Here is a 13,868-nt window from a genome sequence, read left to right as displayed (position 1 = left end):
ACCCCCGGACGACGAACGGCCCGGGACCCCCACCAAGGAGACCCGGGCCGAACCAACAAACCGTGCGACAACCAGAGCTACGGGAAAACAGGCGCCCCCTCACGCGTCAACCGCCACCCCACCGACGCGAACGCGGCCGGGTCCACCGACCCCTTCGCCCGCACCCACCCGATGATCGTGTTCCGAATCTCGTCCGAATCCGCCCACACCTGCCGCGCACCCGGCACATGCGGGAAATTCCCGCCCCCCGACGCCCGGTAGTTGTTCACCGCCAACACGAACCGCGCCGCCGGATCGATCGCCTTCCCCTCGAACGACAACCCCACGATCCGCGAACCCACCGGCCCAGCGATATCGACGTCGTACGTCACACCCGACACGGCGTCATAGTTGTAGTCCGGAATCCCGTCCGCGTTCGTCAGCTTCGCCGTGTCCACCGGACCACCCGCCGGAGTCCGCACGTAATACCGCGCCGAATACTCCAGGTAATCCTTCAGCTGGGCGCCCGTGATCAACCGCGCCTCCAACGTGTTCTCGAACGGATACAGCCCCGCCGCATCCTTGATCGTCACATCACCGGCCGGAATCCCCGCCCTGCGCGAGAAGCACGACGCCTGCGACAGCACCGGCAGGCCGGCGAACTCACCACCCGCCAGACCCGCCCTCACCGTCTCCGTCTGCACCTGGTTGATCAGATCGATGATCGGCTCGTCCTTCCACGGCGCGTCCGCCGTCGACATCGCCACCACCGACGTACCGATCACCTGGTTGACGTACTCCACCACCTTCCGGTGCTCCCGCCGCAACAGCGACGTCACCTTCGGGTCCTCCGGCACCGTGTTGGAGTTCAGCACGCGGGAACCGGCCTTCTCCACCGTCCAGCGGCCCCGCTCCCACACCAGATCGAAATCGAACAACGTCAACCGCTGCCCCCACTTCGCCGGCTCCGAGAGCACCACCCGCTTCCCGGTCTCCCTGTTCGTCACGAAATGCTCGGCGATCTCCACATGCGCGTGCCCCACCAGAATCGCGTCGATCCCCGGCACCTGCTCCGCCACCAACGCCGCCGCATTCTCCACATACGGCAACTGATCACCCCACGACGACGTCCCCGACGAACCCGAATGCGCCGACACGATCACCACATCCGCCCCCATCGACCGCAGCTTCGGCACCCACTTCGCCGCCTGCTCCTCCAGACCCGGGAAAACCATCCTCCCGCCCACATTCGCCTTGTCCCAGATCGCCACACCAGGATTCGTCAACCCCAGCACCGCCGCCCGCACATCACGCCCCCACGGCGTACGCATCCGCTTGATCACATACGGCGCGAACGCCGGCCGCAACGTCTTCGCATCCAGCGCATTCGCCCCCAGCAGCGGAAAATCACACTGCTCCTCGAACTTCCGCAGCACCGGAATGCCGTAATTGAACTCATGATTCCCGAGCGCCGCCGCGTCATAGCCGATCGCATTCATCGCCCGCGCCATCGGATGCACCGGACCACGCCGCGCCGTGATCGGATCAACCTTCGCGTAGTAGTACGACAACTGCGTGCCCTGAATCGTGTCACCCGCATCGATCAACAGCGTGTTCCCACGACCCTTCTCCCGACGCACCTCATCCACCAACGTCGAGATCTTCGCCAGACCGACATCGTTGTGCGCGGAGTCGTCGTACTCCCTGTCCGTGAAGTAGTCCCAGTTGAAGACATTCCCGTGCAGGTCCGTCGTCCCCATCACCGTGAACGAATACCGCCTCGGCGGACGCCCATGGCCATGACCGGGCCTCGCCTCCGCCGCAACGGAAGGAGCCGCGACGGCCCCGCCCGCCATCGCCACACCCGCACCGACGGCGGCCGAACGGCCCAGAAAGTTCCTGCGGTCCAACGGCATCTCTGCACTCCTCATCCAGTAGGGCAACGCGCGTAGATCATGGCCCACCAGCCACCCCCCACAACACCCCACACACGTTTCGATCCGATGACCACCCGACACCCACCACGACACACCACCCCATGCCACAGTGAACACATGACCCACACCCCCGCAACCACCCACCACCCCTACGGAACCCCCACCACCCCCCACGCCACCGTCCGCGGCGAAGCCCACCTCGAAACCGACCCCGAAATCGCCCACATCACCATCACCCTCACCGCCCGCGGCACCGACCGCCGCACCACACTCGACGACCTCACCCACCGCAACACCACCACCCTCGACCTCATCAAGACCTACGGCGACACCATCGAAAAACTCGAAACCGGCACGCTCACCATCCGCCCCGAACTCACCCGCCACGGCCGCGCCGAACGCATCCGCGCCTACCACGGCACCATCCAACTCACCGCCACCCTCAACGACTTCACCACCCTCGGCGAACTCGTCACCCGCCTCGCCGACCACGACCTCACCCGCATCGACGGCCCCTGGTGGGCCCTGCGCCCCACCTCACCCGCCCACGCCGCCGCCCGCCGCCAAGCAGTCCAGGACGCCCTCCGACGCGCCCGCGAATACGCAGACGCCCTCGACACCCGCGTCGACGCCCTCCTCGAACTCCGCGACACCGGCACCCACCACACCCCCACGGCCCCCGCCGCCTTCACAGCCCGCGCCATGCCGTTCGGAGCCGCCGGCACCGAAGCCGCCACCGACACCGCCCCCATCGACCTCGAACCCGTACGCCAGACCGTCGACGCCCAGATCGAAGCCACCTTCACCCTCATCCCCCCCGCACCTCGGATGAACGCTCATCGGAGCACCCCGCCGCACAATTCAACACTTGTCAATAACCCTTCATACAAAGGTCGTTGAGGTGTCACGCCGAGCCACATACCTACCCGTAGGTAAGGATTAGGCTCGAACCATGCGCCGAGCGAAAATCGTCTGCACCCTGGGACCCGCCACCGACACATACGACCAGATCAAAGCCCTGGTCGAAGCGGGAATGGACATCGCCCGCTTCAACCTCAGCCACGGCACCTACGCCGAACACCAAGAACGCTACGACCACGTCCGCAAAGCCTCCGAAGAAGTCGGCCGCAGCGTCGGCATCCTCGCCGACCTTCAAGGCCCGAAGATCCGCCTCGGACGCTTCCGCGAAGGCCCCGTACTCCTTGAACGCGGCGACACCTTCACCATCACCGTCGAACCCCTCGACGGCCAAGGCACCGGCGACATCTGCGGCACCACCTACGACGGACTCGCCGCCGACGTCACCACCGGCGAACGCATCCTCGTCGACGACGGCCGCGTCACCCTCGAAGTCACCGGCGTCGAAGGCCCCCGCGTCCACACCACCGTCATCGAAGGCGGCATGGTCTCCGACAACAAGGGCCTCAACCTCCCCGGCGTCGCCGTCTCCGTCCCCGCCCTCTCCGACAAAGACATCGACGACCTCCGCTGGGCCCTGCGCACCGGCGCCGACCTCATCGCCCTCAGCTTCGTCCGCACCGGACACGACATCGACGACGTCCACCGCATCATGGACGAAGAAGACCGCCGCCTCCCCGTCATCGCCAAAGTCGAAAAACCCCAAGCCGTCGACAACATCGACGACATCGTCGCCGCCTTCGACGGCATCATGGTCGCCCGCGGCGACCTCGGCGTCGAAATGCCCCTGGAACAAGTCCCCATCGTCCAGAAGCGCGCCATCAAACTCGCCAAACGCAACGCCAAACCGGTCATCGTCGCCACCCAGATGCTCGACTCGATGATCGACAACTCCCGCCCCACCCGCGCCGAAGCCTCCGACGTCGCCAACGCCATCATCGACGGCACCGACGCCGTCATGCTCTCCGGCGAGACCAGCGTCGGCAAATACCCCATCGAGACCGTCCGCACCATGTCCCGCATCGTCGAAGCCGCCGAGGAAGACCTCCTCGCCAAGGGCCTCCCACCCCTCACCGAACGCAACAAACCCCGCACCCAAGGCGGCGCGGTAGCACGCGCGGCAGCCGAAATGGGCGACTTCCTCGGCGCGAAATTCCTCGTCGCCTTCACCCAGAGCGGCGACACCGTCAAACGCCTCTCCCGCTACCGCTCACCCATCCCGCTCCTCGCCTTCACCCCCGACGAGGCCACCCGCGCCCAGCTCAACCTCACCTGGGGCGTCGAGACCTTCCTCGGCCCGAAGGTCGACTCCACGGACGCGATGGTCGCCCAGGTGGACGAGGAACTGCTGCGCATCGGCCGCTGCGAGAAGGGCGACGTGGTCGTCATCACCGCCGGCTCCCCGCCCGGCGTCGCCGGCTCCACGAACCTGGTCCGCGTCCACCACATCGGCGAGGACGACAGCCCGAAGTAGGACAGCTCAGTATTTCGGCCCGACGTGCGCATCCATGAGGGCGACGGATGCCCGTCGGGCTACGGAGATGTTGTAGGGCTTCCCCGCGCGGGTGCAGTGCGTCCAGACGATGCCCAGCGCGTCGAGGGTGTCGGTGTAGAGGCGGCGGATGTCGTCGGAGACGTTGGTGAACCAGTAGCGGGGATACTCGTAGCGCTTGCGTTCACCACCGACCACGCGAGTCGTCCAGTTGGTGAGCCGACAGCCGTCGGAGTGGATGAGACCTCGGACGAACTGCCAGGGACAGTTGTCGACGATCCTCTGCTGCCAGGGCTCCAGGACGATCTCTCGCTCGTGCTTCCTGCCCGGACCGTGCTGCGGGAAGTAGCAGACGAGGTGCTTCGAGTACACCTTGATGTTGTGGCAGCCGGTCCGGCGGACGCGGCACGTGGCGTTCTCCGGGAAAACCTTGCCTAAAGCGGCCCCCGCCTCGTTCTGGATGCCTGGCCAGGCATCGTCCAGTGTGATCATCAGGCTGGGTGCTCGGTGAGTCGAATGTTGGCTGATGTGGCCGTCGCCCAGGTAGAGCCCGAGCAGGTAGGCGTAGGCGGGCTCGACCAATGCGGTGCCGTCGCAACGGTGGCACGACGGGTTGTGCGCCCCAGGGCACTCTCCACGCTGGGAACGGTCCATATGCAGCCAGTACGAGACGGTGCCGCGAGGCACGCTCAGTCGGCGAGCCACTTCGGCGTTCCTGATGCCGCTCCTGAGGAGGGCGACAGCTTGTTGGCGCACTTCAGTGCTGTGTGCGTTCATTCGCCCACTCTTGGCGGAGAGGGACGACTGTGAGCAGCAAAAAGCGGATGTTCACGCGAAAGTGAACATCCGCTCTGCAGGTTGTGCCGGGTATGGGATTCGAACCCACATGTCCTTTCGGACAGAGGTGTTTGAGACCTCCGCGTCAACCAATTGCGCCAACCCGGCGTGGTGACCGAACAGCAGTGTACCTGGTGACAGAAGGCGGCAGCGGATAGGTAGGCTGCTTCGCAGCAGCGCCTGCCCCATACCGAGGAGCCCCGTGACCACCCCCGAGTCGCCCCAGCCCGTTGACGCCGCCGACGACGACCAGTCGCACGTCCCGCCGCTGACGACCCGCGTCGTCATCGCCGAGGACGAGGCGCTCATCCGCCTCGACCTCAAGGAGATGCTGGAGGAGGAGGGCTACTCCGTCGTCGGGGAGGCGGGCGACGGGCAGCGGGCCGTGGAGCTGGCCCGTGAGCACCGGCCGGACCTGGTCATCCTGGACGTGAAGATGCCCGTCCTCGACGGCATCTCCGCCGCCGAGAAGATCGCGGGCGAGTCCATCGCCCCGGTCCTCATGCTCACCGCGTTCTCGCAGCGCGAGCTGGTCGAGCGGGCTCGGGACGCCGGGGCCATGGCGTACCTGGTGAAGCCGTTCAGCAAGAGCGACGTGGTGCCGGCCATCGAGATGGCCGTCTCCCGGTTCGCGGAGCTGAAGGCGCTGGAGAGCGAGATCGCGGACCTTTCGCAGCGGCTGGAGACCCGGAAGCTGGTGGACCGGGCCAAGAGCATCCTGCAGACGGATTACGGGCTCTCCGAGCCGGCCGCGTTCCGGTGGATCCAGAAGACGTCGATGGACCGCCGGATGTCGATGCAGCAGCTGGCGGAGGCGCTGATCGCGGACGCCGAGGAGAAGAAGAAGGCGGCCGAGTAGCGCCGTACGGACCAGCCGGAGAGGCCCGCACCCCGGACGATCGGGGTGCGGGCCTCTCGCGTACGGCAGGGTGTCAGTCCTCGCCGAGGTAGGCCTTGCGGACCGACTCGTCGTGGAGCAGGTCGGATCCGGCGCCGGAGAGGACGATCTTGCCGACCTCCATGACGTGGCCCTGGTCCGCGAGGGACAGGGCGGCCTGGGCGTTCTGCTCGACGAGGAGGATCGTGGTGCCCGCCGCCTTGAGCTCGACGATGGTCTCCATGATCTTCTGCATCATGATCGGGGAGAGCCCCATGGAGGGCTCGTCGAGCATGAGCAGTTTGGGCTGGGACATCAGGGCGCGTCCCATGGCGAGCATCTGCTGCTCGCCGCCGGAGAGGGTGCCGGCGGCCTGCTTGCGGCGTTCCCCGAGGATGGGGAAGAGGTCGTAGGCGCGCTGGACGTCCTTCTCGATGCCTGCTTTGTCCGTGCGGAGGAAGGCTCCGAGCTGGAGGTTCTCCGCGATGGTGAGGCGGGGGAAGATGTGGCGGCCTTCGGGGGAGTGGGCGAGTCCGAGCGCGACGATCTTGTGCGCGGGGACGTTGCCGAGGGGTTTCCCGTCGAAGGTGATGCGTCCGCCGGAGGGCTTGAGGAGCCCGGAGAGGGTGCGCAGGGTGGTGGTCTTGCCCGCGCCGTTGGTGCCGATGAGGGTGACGACCTGGCCGGCCTCGACGGAGAAGGAGATGCCCTTGACGGCTTCGATCTTGCCGTAGGCGACGCGGAGGTCTTCGACCTCGAGCAGGGCGGTCACTGGGTTTCCCCTTCCGTGCGGGTGGTGCTGTGCGCCTCGGCTGCTTCGACCTCGGCGAGTTCGTCGGCGCCGGGGGCGCCTTCGAAGGGGGTGCCGAGGTAGGCGGCGACGACGCGTTCGTCGGCCTGGACCTCGCCGGGGGAGCCCTCGACGAGCTTTTCGCCCTGGACGAGGCAGGCGACGCGGTCGCAGAGGTTGAAGATGAAGCGCATGTCGTGCTCGATGACGAGGACGGCGATGCCCATGTCCCGGATGGCGAAGATGAGCTCTTCGGTGACGCGGGTTTCCTGGGGGTTCATGCCGGCGGTGGGCTCGTCCAGGAGGAGGAGGCCGGGGTCGCTGGCGAGTGCGCGGGCGATCTCCAGCTTGCGCTGGTCTCCGTAGGGGAGGTTGCGCGCGAGGTGGTCGGCCTTGTCCTGGAGGCCGATGAACTCCAGGAGTTCCATGGCGCGTGCGTGGGAGGCGGCTTCGGCCTTCTTGAAGCCGGGGCCGCGCAGGAGGGCGGACCAGAGGCCCTCCTTGGTGCGGGTGTGGCGTCCGACGAGGACGTTCTCCAGGACGGTCATGTTGGCGAAGAGCCGGATGTTCTGGAAGGTGCGGGCGATGCCTGCCTGGGTGACGAGGTGGGGCTTGGGCGGCAGGACGGTGCCCTTGTAGCTGACCTTGCCCTCGGTGGGGACGTAGAGGCCGGTGAGGCAGTTGAAGAAGGTGGTCTTGCCGGCGCCGTTGGGGCCGATGAGCCCGACGATCTCGCCTGCTGTGACGGTGAGGTCGACGTTGCGTACGGCGGTGAGTCCGCCGAAGCGCATGGTGACGCCGCTCGCGTCGAGCACCGTGGTGGCGGTTTCGGTCGTGGTGGTCATGGTGGTCACGCCCCCGCCTTCGTGGTGCCGGGGGTGGTGCCGGCCAGTTTTTCGTCGGGTACGTCGAGCTGGCCGGTGTCGTGGTACTCCAGCTTGGCCCGGCGGTTGGCGATGAGGCCTTCGGGGCGGAAGCGCATGAGGAGGATGAGGGCCAGGCCGAAGCCGAGGAGTTGGTAGTCCGAGAGGAACTGGAGCTTGGCCGGGATCATGTAGAGGAGTGCCGCGCCGATGAGGGGTCCGCTGATGGTTCCCATGCCGCCGAGGATGACGGCGGCGAGGAGGAAGGCGGAGTTGGGCGGTACGGGTCCGGCGAAGACGTACATCTCGGGGACGACGGTGCTCTGGACGTGGGCCTGTACGGTGCCGGCGATGCCGGCGAGGGTGGCGCCGAGGGCGAAGGCGATGAGTTTGACGCGGAAGCCGTTGATGCCCATGGCGGTGGCGGCGGTCTCGTCCTCGCGGATGGCGACCCAGGCGCGGCCGATGCGGGAGCTGCCGGCTCGGCTGAAGACGAGGACCACGAGGATCATCGCGAGCAGCATGAGCATGTAGTAGTTGGCGTAGGCGCCGAGTTCGAAGCCCAGGACGGTGTGGGATTCGCCGAAGTCGTATCCGAAGAAGTTGAGGTCGGGGATGTTCGGTACGCCGTTGGGGCCGTTGGTGACGCGTGGTCCGGAGACGCCGTCGAGGTTGCCGACGGCGATGCGGAAGATTTCGCCGAAGCCGAGGGTGACGATGGCGAGGTAGTCGCCGCGGAGGCGGAGGGTGGGTGCTCCGATGACGACGCCGAAGATGAGGGAGACGACGGCGCCGGTGAGGACGGAGGCCCAGAAGGGGAACTGGACGCCGAAGGCGGATGCGCTGGTGCCGGAGACGAGGGCGGCGGTGTAGGCGCCGACGCCGAGGAAGGCGACGTATCCGAGGTCGAGGAGTCCGGCGAGGCCGACGACGATGTTCAGGCCCAGTGCCACGGTCGCGAAGATGAGGATGTTGACCGCGATGAGGGTGTACTGGTCGGTGGTCTGGGTGAACGGGAAGACGGCTGCGGCGACGAAGGCCGCGGCGACGGCGATGGAGCGGTACTTCGTGGTGAGCGCGGAGAGGCGGGCCATGAGGCCGGCCTTGAAGAGTGCGGCCACGGCGAAGGCGGTGATGATCATGTAGCCGGTGAAGAGTTCGGGGTATTCGGTGTCGATGCCGTAGGTGACGACGAAGAGACCGATGCCGAAGGCGGCGACGATGATGAGGATTTCGGCCCAGGAGGGGAGTTCCTTGGGGCGTCCGGGCGCTGGGGCGCGGAGGCTGTTGAGGAATCGGTCGAGGGTGTTGGGCCGGGCGGTGTCGGTGATGGGTTGGTCGTGCGGGAGGCCGAGGGACGCGGCGACGGTGATGATCGCGCCGGTGAGGGCGAGCCAGGCGCCGGGTTCGAGGTTGACGACTCCGCCGAGTTCGACGGAGATGGCGCCGACGGTGAAGCCTGTGGTGCCGAGGACGCCGAGTGCGGCGAGTCGGACGGGGCTGTTGGTGCCGCCGGGGGTGAGCCAGCCGAGGCCCTTGATGCCGTAGCCGGAGAGGGCGAAGAGCAGGGTGAGGGCGGCTCCGACGAGGGTGAGGACCTGGAGGCCGCCGGGGTAGCCGGTGACGGTGAGGTCGCCGGGGAATTTGGCGGTCCAGGTCCAGGCGAGGAAGGTGGAGCCGAGGGTGAGGGCGGCTCCGATGGTGGTGGCCGCGCGGGCTGCCGCCGTGGGGATGGCGAGGAGGGGCGTCGTCTCGTGGGTCTGGGTGGTCATCGGTATCACGCCCGATCCGTGACGCGCTCGCCGAGTAGGCCTTGTGGCCTGACGAGGAGGACGACGATGAGGAGGACGAAGGCCCAGACGTTGGCCCAGGCGCCGCCGCCGAGCTGCTGCATGCCGGGGATCTCTTCGATGTAGGCGATGGAGAGGGCTTCGGCGAGGCCGAGGACGACGCCGCCGACCATGGCGCCGTAGATGTTGCCGATGCCGCCGAGGACGGCGGCGGTGAAGGCCTTGAGTCCGAGGATGAAGCCCATCTCGAAGTTGATCTGGCCCTTGTCGAGGCCGTAGGCGACCGAGGCGACGGCGGCGAAGGCGGCGCCGATGGCGAAGGCCATCACGATGATGCGGTCGGTGTTGATGCCCATGAGTTTGGCTGTGTCGGGGTCCTGGGCGGTGGCCTGCATGGCGCGGCCGCTGCGGCTCTTGGCGACGAAGAGGCCGAGGGCGAGCATGCAGAGCGGGGCGAGGACGAGGACGAAGGCGTCGGCGCGCTGGAGGTAGAGGTTGTCGAGCAGCTTGAAGGATTCGCCTTGGAACTCGGGGAAGCTGCGGGGCTTCTTCGCGTCGGGGTAGAAGCCCCAGATGAGCTGTTGGAGCACGATCGAGAGGCCGATCGCGGTGATGAGCGGGGCGAGGCGGGGGGCGCCGCGCAGGGGCCGGTAGGCGAACCGTTCCGCGGCGGTGGCCACGGCGACGGAGGCGATGGCACCACCGATGATCATGAGCGGGATGGCGAGCAGGAGGGTCGTCCCGCTGGGGAGCATGATGTAGGTGGTGAGGGCGCCGAAGCCCCCGATCATGAAGATCTCGCCGTGGGCGAAGTTGATGAGCTGGACGATGCCGTAGACCATGGTGTACCCGATGGCTATGAGGCCATAGAGGGCGCCCAGGGCAAGGCCGTTGGCCAGCTGTTGCGGCAGTTCGTGCACCGCAGGGCCTCCGATGAGCTTGTCGGATATGACTCCGCGCGAGGGCGCTGTTTGCGCCCTCGCGCGGATGGGGTCAGGTGGGGCGGGGCTGTGCGGGGGTCAGTCTTCGAACGTGGCGCTCTTGACGTCCTTCCAGGCGCCCTTCTGGACCTGGTAGACGGTGAGCTGCTTGTTGGTGGTGTCGCCGTTCTCGTCGAAGGAGACCTTGCCGGTCACGCCGTCGAAGGAGACCTTGGCCATGGCTTCGGTGACCTTGGCGCGGGCGTCTTCGGGGAGCTTGCCGTCGTTGTCGGCGACGACGGCCTTGACGGCCTGGATGATGGCCCATCCGGCGTCGTAGGAGTAGCCGCCGTAGGCTGCGTAGGGGTCCTTGTAGCCGCCGGCCTTGTAGTCCTCGATGAACTTCTTGGCGGTCGGGAGGGCCTCGACGGGGTAGCCGATGGAGGTGGCGTAGTCGCCGTCGTTGGCTTCGCCGGAGGCGCTGATGAAGGCGGGGTCGTAGATGCCGTCGCCGCCCATGGTGGGGATCTTGGCGCCGGTCTTCTTGATCTGGTCGGAGAGGAGGCCGCCCTCGGGGTACTGGCCGCCGTAGTAGACGGAGTCGGCGCCGGAGCTCTTGACCTTGTCGGCGGTGCTGGAGAAGTCGGTCTCCTTGACCGTGACGTGGTCGGTGCCGACGACCTTGCCGCCGAGGCGTTCGAATTCGGCGGAGAAGATGGCGGCGAGGCCGGCGCCGTAGGTCTGCTTGTCGTCGACGACGTAGACCTTCTTCTTCTTGGCGTCGTTGTAGAGGTACTGGGCGGCGAACTTGCCCTGGACGACGTCGGTGGCGCAGGTGCGGAAGTAGGTCTTGAAGGGGCGCTTGATGTCGCCCTTGCCCCAGTTGTCGCCCTGGCTGAGCGCGGGGTTGGTGTTGGCCGGGGAGACCTGGGCGAGGTCGGCCTTCTCGAAGACTCCCTGCATGGACTGGGCGACGCCGGAGTTGAGGGGGCCGACGGCGCCGAGGACGTCGGTGTTGCCGACGAGCTTGGTGGCGTTGGCCTGTCCGGAGGCGGGGACGGCCTGGTCGTCGAGGGCTTCGATCTTGAACTCGATGCCGGGGACTTCGTTGTTCTTGTTCGCGGTCTTGGCCGCGAGGTCCACGGAGTTCTTGATTCCCTGGCCGAGTGCGGAGAGGGAGCCGGTGAGGGGCGCGTCGACGCCGATGACGACGGTGGTCTTGCCACCGCTGTCTCCGTTGTCCTTGCTGCCTTCGTCGCGCGACCCGCAGGCGGTGAGCGTCAGTGCTCCGGTGGTGAGCACTGCGGTGAGTATGTGCAAAGAACGGTGTCGCACGAGAGGGTCCTTTCCCTGGCGCGGCGCTCCTCGGGCATGAGGTGCCGTGATCTTCGCCGGGCCGTACTGGGTTGGTACAGGGCCGTGCAGCAGACGCGCCCGGCGGCGCGGTGACTGGCCGTGACTCTAAGCGCAGCCGGGGGTCATCGGGATGGGTCGGCGGCGGATGTGACTCTCTTGTTATGCCCTTGAGCAAGGCTTGAGCTTCCTGTGAGGACATGTGCCGGTTTCGCCTGGACTGCGAGGGGACCACATGGTGAGAACGCGCAGCTCTGCTAAGGGGCTTGGGGTGATCTTGGTGCTGTCGCGCGGGTCGGGGCGCGTGTGGGCCGGGGAGGGGGTGGCGGGGGGTGCGGGGGTGGGGGCGGGGGTGTTTCGTGTACGGCACAGTTGTTACGCAGTGTTACCTGTGTGGGGTGTGTGTGCCGTGCCGCCGGGGCGGTGTCGCTGTTGCAGCAGGTCATGGAACGGGCTGTGCCGTCAAGGGTGTTGACCGTGTGTTTCCTTCAACTTGCCGTGTCTGCCTCGGATATGGGTGTGCGTCGTCCGGAATGCGGTGCGGTCGTGGTGGGGGTGCGTGGGTGTGGTGGCGTGGTCGCGGAGGGTGGTCGGCGGGCGGTTGTGCGGGGGGTGCGCTGTAGCCCGGCTGTACGGGTCGTTCTACGGCGGGTCCGTACCGTGCGGGTGTCCTGGCGCGGGGCTTGCCGAGCGGAGTGCCGGGTGTCCTTGTTCGCGGCCTGTGGGAGGAATGGCTCATGCTCTCTGCGATGAACCGTGTGGGTGACCGGGTGCTCGCGCGTCTGGTTCCGAAGGCGAACGCCTCGGCGGACGCCAGCTTCTGGGAGTACTGCTACTGCACGGCCGACTGGCGGAAGATCTACCGGCTCTGTTACATCGTCGCCGGCCGGACGGCGTGCGGTGAGTGTTCGAGCGTGCGCTACATCGGTTGCTGAGGCTGCCGGGGAGGGCCGCCGTGCGTGCCGTGTGCCGCACGGCGGGGTCCGGGCCGGTGGTCCGGTCGAGTCCGGGGGGTCCGGGGGGTTGATCACATGACGTATCTCGTGCTGTTCTGCCGGGTTCTGCTGGCGGGGGTGTTCCTGGCGGCGTTCGTCGGGAAGGTCCGCAGTGCGGCGGCCTATCGTGAGTTCGCGGGCTCCGTGGTGCGGTTGGGGCTCTTTCCCCGGCGTGTGTCGCGGGTGTGCGCGGCCGTGGTGGTCGGTGTGGAGTTCCTGGTGCTGGTCCTGCTGGTTCCGGGGCGCACGGTTCCCGCCGGGTTTCTGGCGGCTGTTCTTCTGCTCGGCGCCTTCGCCGCGGGGATCGTGCTGGCGCTGCGGGCCGGCGGGTCCGCTCCGTGCCGGTGTTTCGGGGCGTCGTCCGCTCCGCTGGGGCGGGTCCATGTGGTGCGCAACCTGATTCTCGCGGTGGTGGGCGCCGGTGGGCTGGCGGCCGCGGTCACGGGTGCCGGGGCGGCGTGGCCGCCCCATGCGGGTGGTGTGGCCGTCGCCGGGGTGGCGGCCGTGCTCGGGGTGTTCCTGGTGGTGCGCCTCGACGATCTGATGTCCCTTTTCCGTCCCGACCTGTGATGCCGGCCGCGGGTGAGTGAGCCGGTGCGACCGAGGTGGTTCTCATGATGTTCGTTGTCGCGGCCCTGGTGCTGGTGGGTGCGCTGTGCGTGTTCGACCTGGTGCTGACGTTCGCGGTTCTGCGCAGGCTGCGGGAGCACACGGCCGAGTTGGAACGGCTCGCGGAGCGGCCTTCGTTCGCGCCGTACGATCCCGGGGTCCTGGTGGGCCGTGCGCTGCCCGGGGCGGTGGCGGCGCAGGCGCCCGATCTGGTCGCGTTCTTCGACGCGCAGTGCGACACCTGCCATGAGCACGCGCCGGGGTTCGCGGCGCGGGCGCGCGGCCGGGCGGCGCTGGCGGTGGTGTCCGGCGAGGGGCGTCGGGCGGAGGAGTTGGCGGCGCTGGTGGCGGACGACGCGGTCGTGCTGCGGGACGAGGTGGCGGCCGGGGCGGTGAGTGCGCTGGGGATCGAGGCGTTCCCGACGTTCCTGGCTGTCGGTCCGGACGGTGTCGTGGTGCGGGCGCACACGGATCTGGCGGTGCTGGGCGAGTCGGCGGCGGTGTGAGC

At 67.7% G+C, this 13,868-nt stretch carries 12 protein-coding genes, 1 tRNA gene and 1 pseudogene; 6 read left to right on the top strand and 8 right to left on the bottom strand.

Features of this window, described 5'->3' with window-relative positions:
• Window positions 1–77: 77 nt before the first annotated feature.
• Window positions 78–1,895 (bottom strand): bifunctional UDP-sugar hydrolase/5'-nucleotidase, encoded by a 1,818-nt coding sequence (locus QFZ71_RS05865; RefSeq protein WP_307667199.1) that lies wholly within the window; start codon window positions 1,893–1,895, stop codon window positions 78–80.
• Between the two features lie 138 nt (window positions 1,896–2,033).
• On the opposite strand from QFZ71_RS05865, the pseudogene QFZ71_RS05860 reads away from it, so the two are divergent.
• Window positions 2,034–2,735 (top strand): annotated as a pseudogene (locus QFZ71_RS05860) (SIMPL domain-containing protein); the annotation flags it as partial.
• Between the two features lie 133 nt (window positions 2,736–2,868).
• Window positions 2,869–4,308 (top strand): pyruvate kinase, encoded by a 1,440-nt coding sequence (gene pyk, locus QFZ71_RS05855; RefSeq protein WP_307667197.1) that lies wholly within the window; start codon window positions 2,869–2,871, stop codon window positions 4,306–4,308.
• Between the two features lie 6 nt (window positions 4,309–4,314).
• Here the strand turns inward: pyk and QFZ71_RS05850 are convergent, their stop codons facing one another.
• Entirely contained in the window at window positions 4,315–5,103 is a 789-nt protein-coding gene (locus QFZ71_RS05850; RefSeq protein WP_307667196.1) for a helix-turn-helix domain-containing protein, read from the bottom strand.
• 84 nt (window positions 5,104–5,187) lie between these two features.
• A tRNA-Leu gene (locus QFZ71_RS05845) sits at window positions 5,188–5,271 on the bottom strand.
• Window positions 5,272–5,365: 94 nt separating this feature from the next.
• Between QFZ71_RS05845 and QFZ71_RS05840 the strand changes: the two genes are divergently transcribed.
• The gene (locus QFZ71_RS05840) at window positions 5,366–6,022 is read left to right on the top strand and encodes an ANTAR domain-containing response regulator (RefSeq protein ID WP_307667195.1); all 657 of its coding nucleotides are present in this window, start codon (window positions 5,366–5,368) and stop codon (window positions 6,020–6,022) included.
• 73 nt (window positions 6,023–6,095) lie between these two features.
• Here the strand turns inward: QFZ71_RS05840 and QFZ71_RS05835 are convergent, their stop codons facing one another.
• From QFZ71_RS05835 to QFZ71_RS05815, 5 genes are all read right to left on the bottom strand, one after another.
• Window positions 6,096–6,812: an ABC transporter ATP-binding protein gene (locus QFZ71_RS05835; protein WP_307667194.1), complete on the bottom strand. Its 717-nt coding sequence runs from the start codon at window positions 6,810–6,812 to the stop codon at window positions 6,096–6,098.
• Complete coding sequence (locus tag QFZ71_RS05830; RefSeq protein ID WP_307671346.1) at window positions 6,809–7,675, bottom strand: ABC transporter ATP-binding protein; 867 nt, start codon at window positions 7,673–7,675, stop codon at window positions 6,809–6,811. Before QFZ71_RS05830 ends, QFZ71_RS05835 begins: the two co-directional genes overlap by 4 nt.
• A 5-nt stretch (window positions 7,676–7,680) precedes the next feature.
• Entirely contained in the window at window positions 7,681–9,465 is a 1,785-nt protein-coding gene (locus QFZ71_RS05825; RefSeq protein ID WP_307667193.1) for a branched-chain amino acid ABC transporter permease, read from the bottom strand.
• Between the two features lie 5 nt (window positions 9,466–9,470).
• Complete coding sequence (locus tag QFZ71_RS05820; protein ID WP_307667192.1) at window positions 9,471–10,403, bottom strand: branched-chain amino acid ABC transporter permease; 933 nt, start codon at window positions 10,401–10,403, stop codon at window positions 9,471–9,473.
• Window positions 10,404–10,502: 99 nt separating this feature from the next.
• Window positions 10,503–11,738 carry a branched-chain amino acid ABC transporter substrate-binding protein gene (locus QFZ71_RS05815; protein ID WP_307667191.1) on the bottom strand — a complete coding sequence of 412 codons (1,236 nt, stop codon included), beginning with the start codon at window positions 11,736–11,738 and terminating at the stop codon, window positions 10,503–10,505.
• 767 nt (window positions 11,739–12,505) lie between these two features.
• On the opposite strand from QFZ71_RS05815, the gene QFZ71_RS05810 reads away from it, so the two are divergent.
• The 3 genes from QFZ71_RS05810 (at window position 12,506) to QFZ71_RS05800 (ending at window position 13,866) form a co-directional block, all read left to right on the top strand.
• Window positions 12,506–12,691: a hypothetical protein gene (locus QFZ71_RS05810; RefSeq protein WP_307667190.1), complete on the top strand. Its 186-nt coding sequence runs from the start codon at window positions 12,506–12,508 to the stop codon at window positions 12,689–12,691.
• Window positions 12,692–12,787: 96 nt separating this feature from the next.
• Window positions 12,788–13,321 carry a MauE/DoxX family redox-associated membrane protein gene (locus tag QFZ71_RS05805; RefSeq protein WP_307667189.1) on the top strand — a complete coding sequence of 178 codons (534 nt, stop codon included), beginning with the start codon at window positions 12,788–12,790 and terminating at the stop codon, window positions 13,319–13,321.
• Between the two features lie 44 nt (window positions 13,322–13,365).
• On the top strand, window positions 13,366–13,866 hold the full coding sequence (locus QFZ71_RS05800; protein ID WP_307667188.1) for a hypothetical protein: 501 nt from the start codon (window positions 13,366–13,368) through the stop codon (window positions 13,864–13,866).
• Window positions 13,867–13,868: the final 2 nt, after the last annotated feature.

Source organism: Streptomyces sp. V2I9 (assembly GCF_030817475.1).
Lineage (GTDB): Bacteria > Actinomycetota > Actinomycetes > Streptomycetales > Streptomycetaceae > Streptomyces.
The sequence above is the reverse complement of the archived record's forward strand: the minus strand, read 5'-3'. Positions and strand labels throughout refer to the sequence as shown.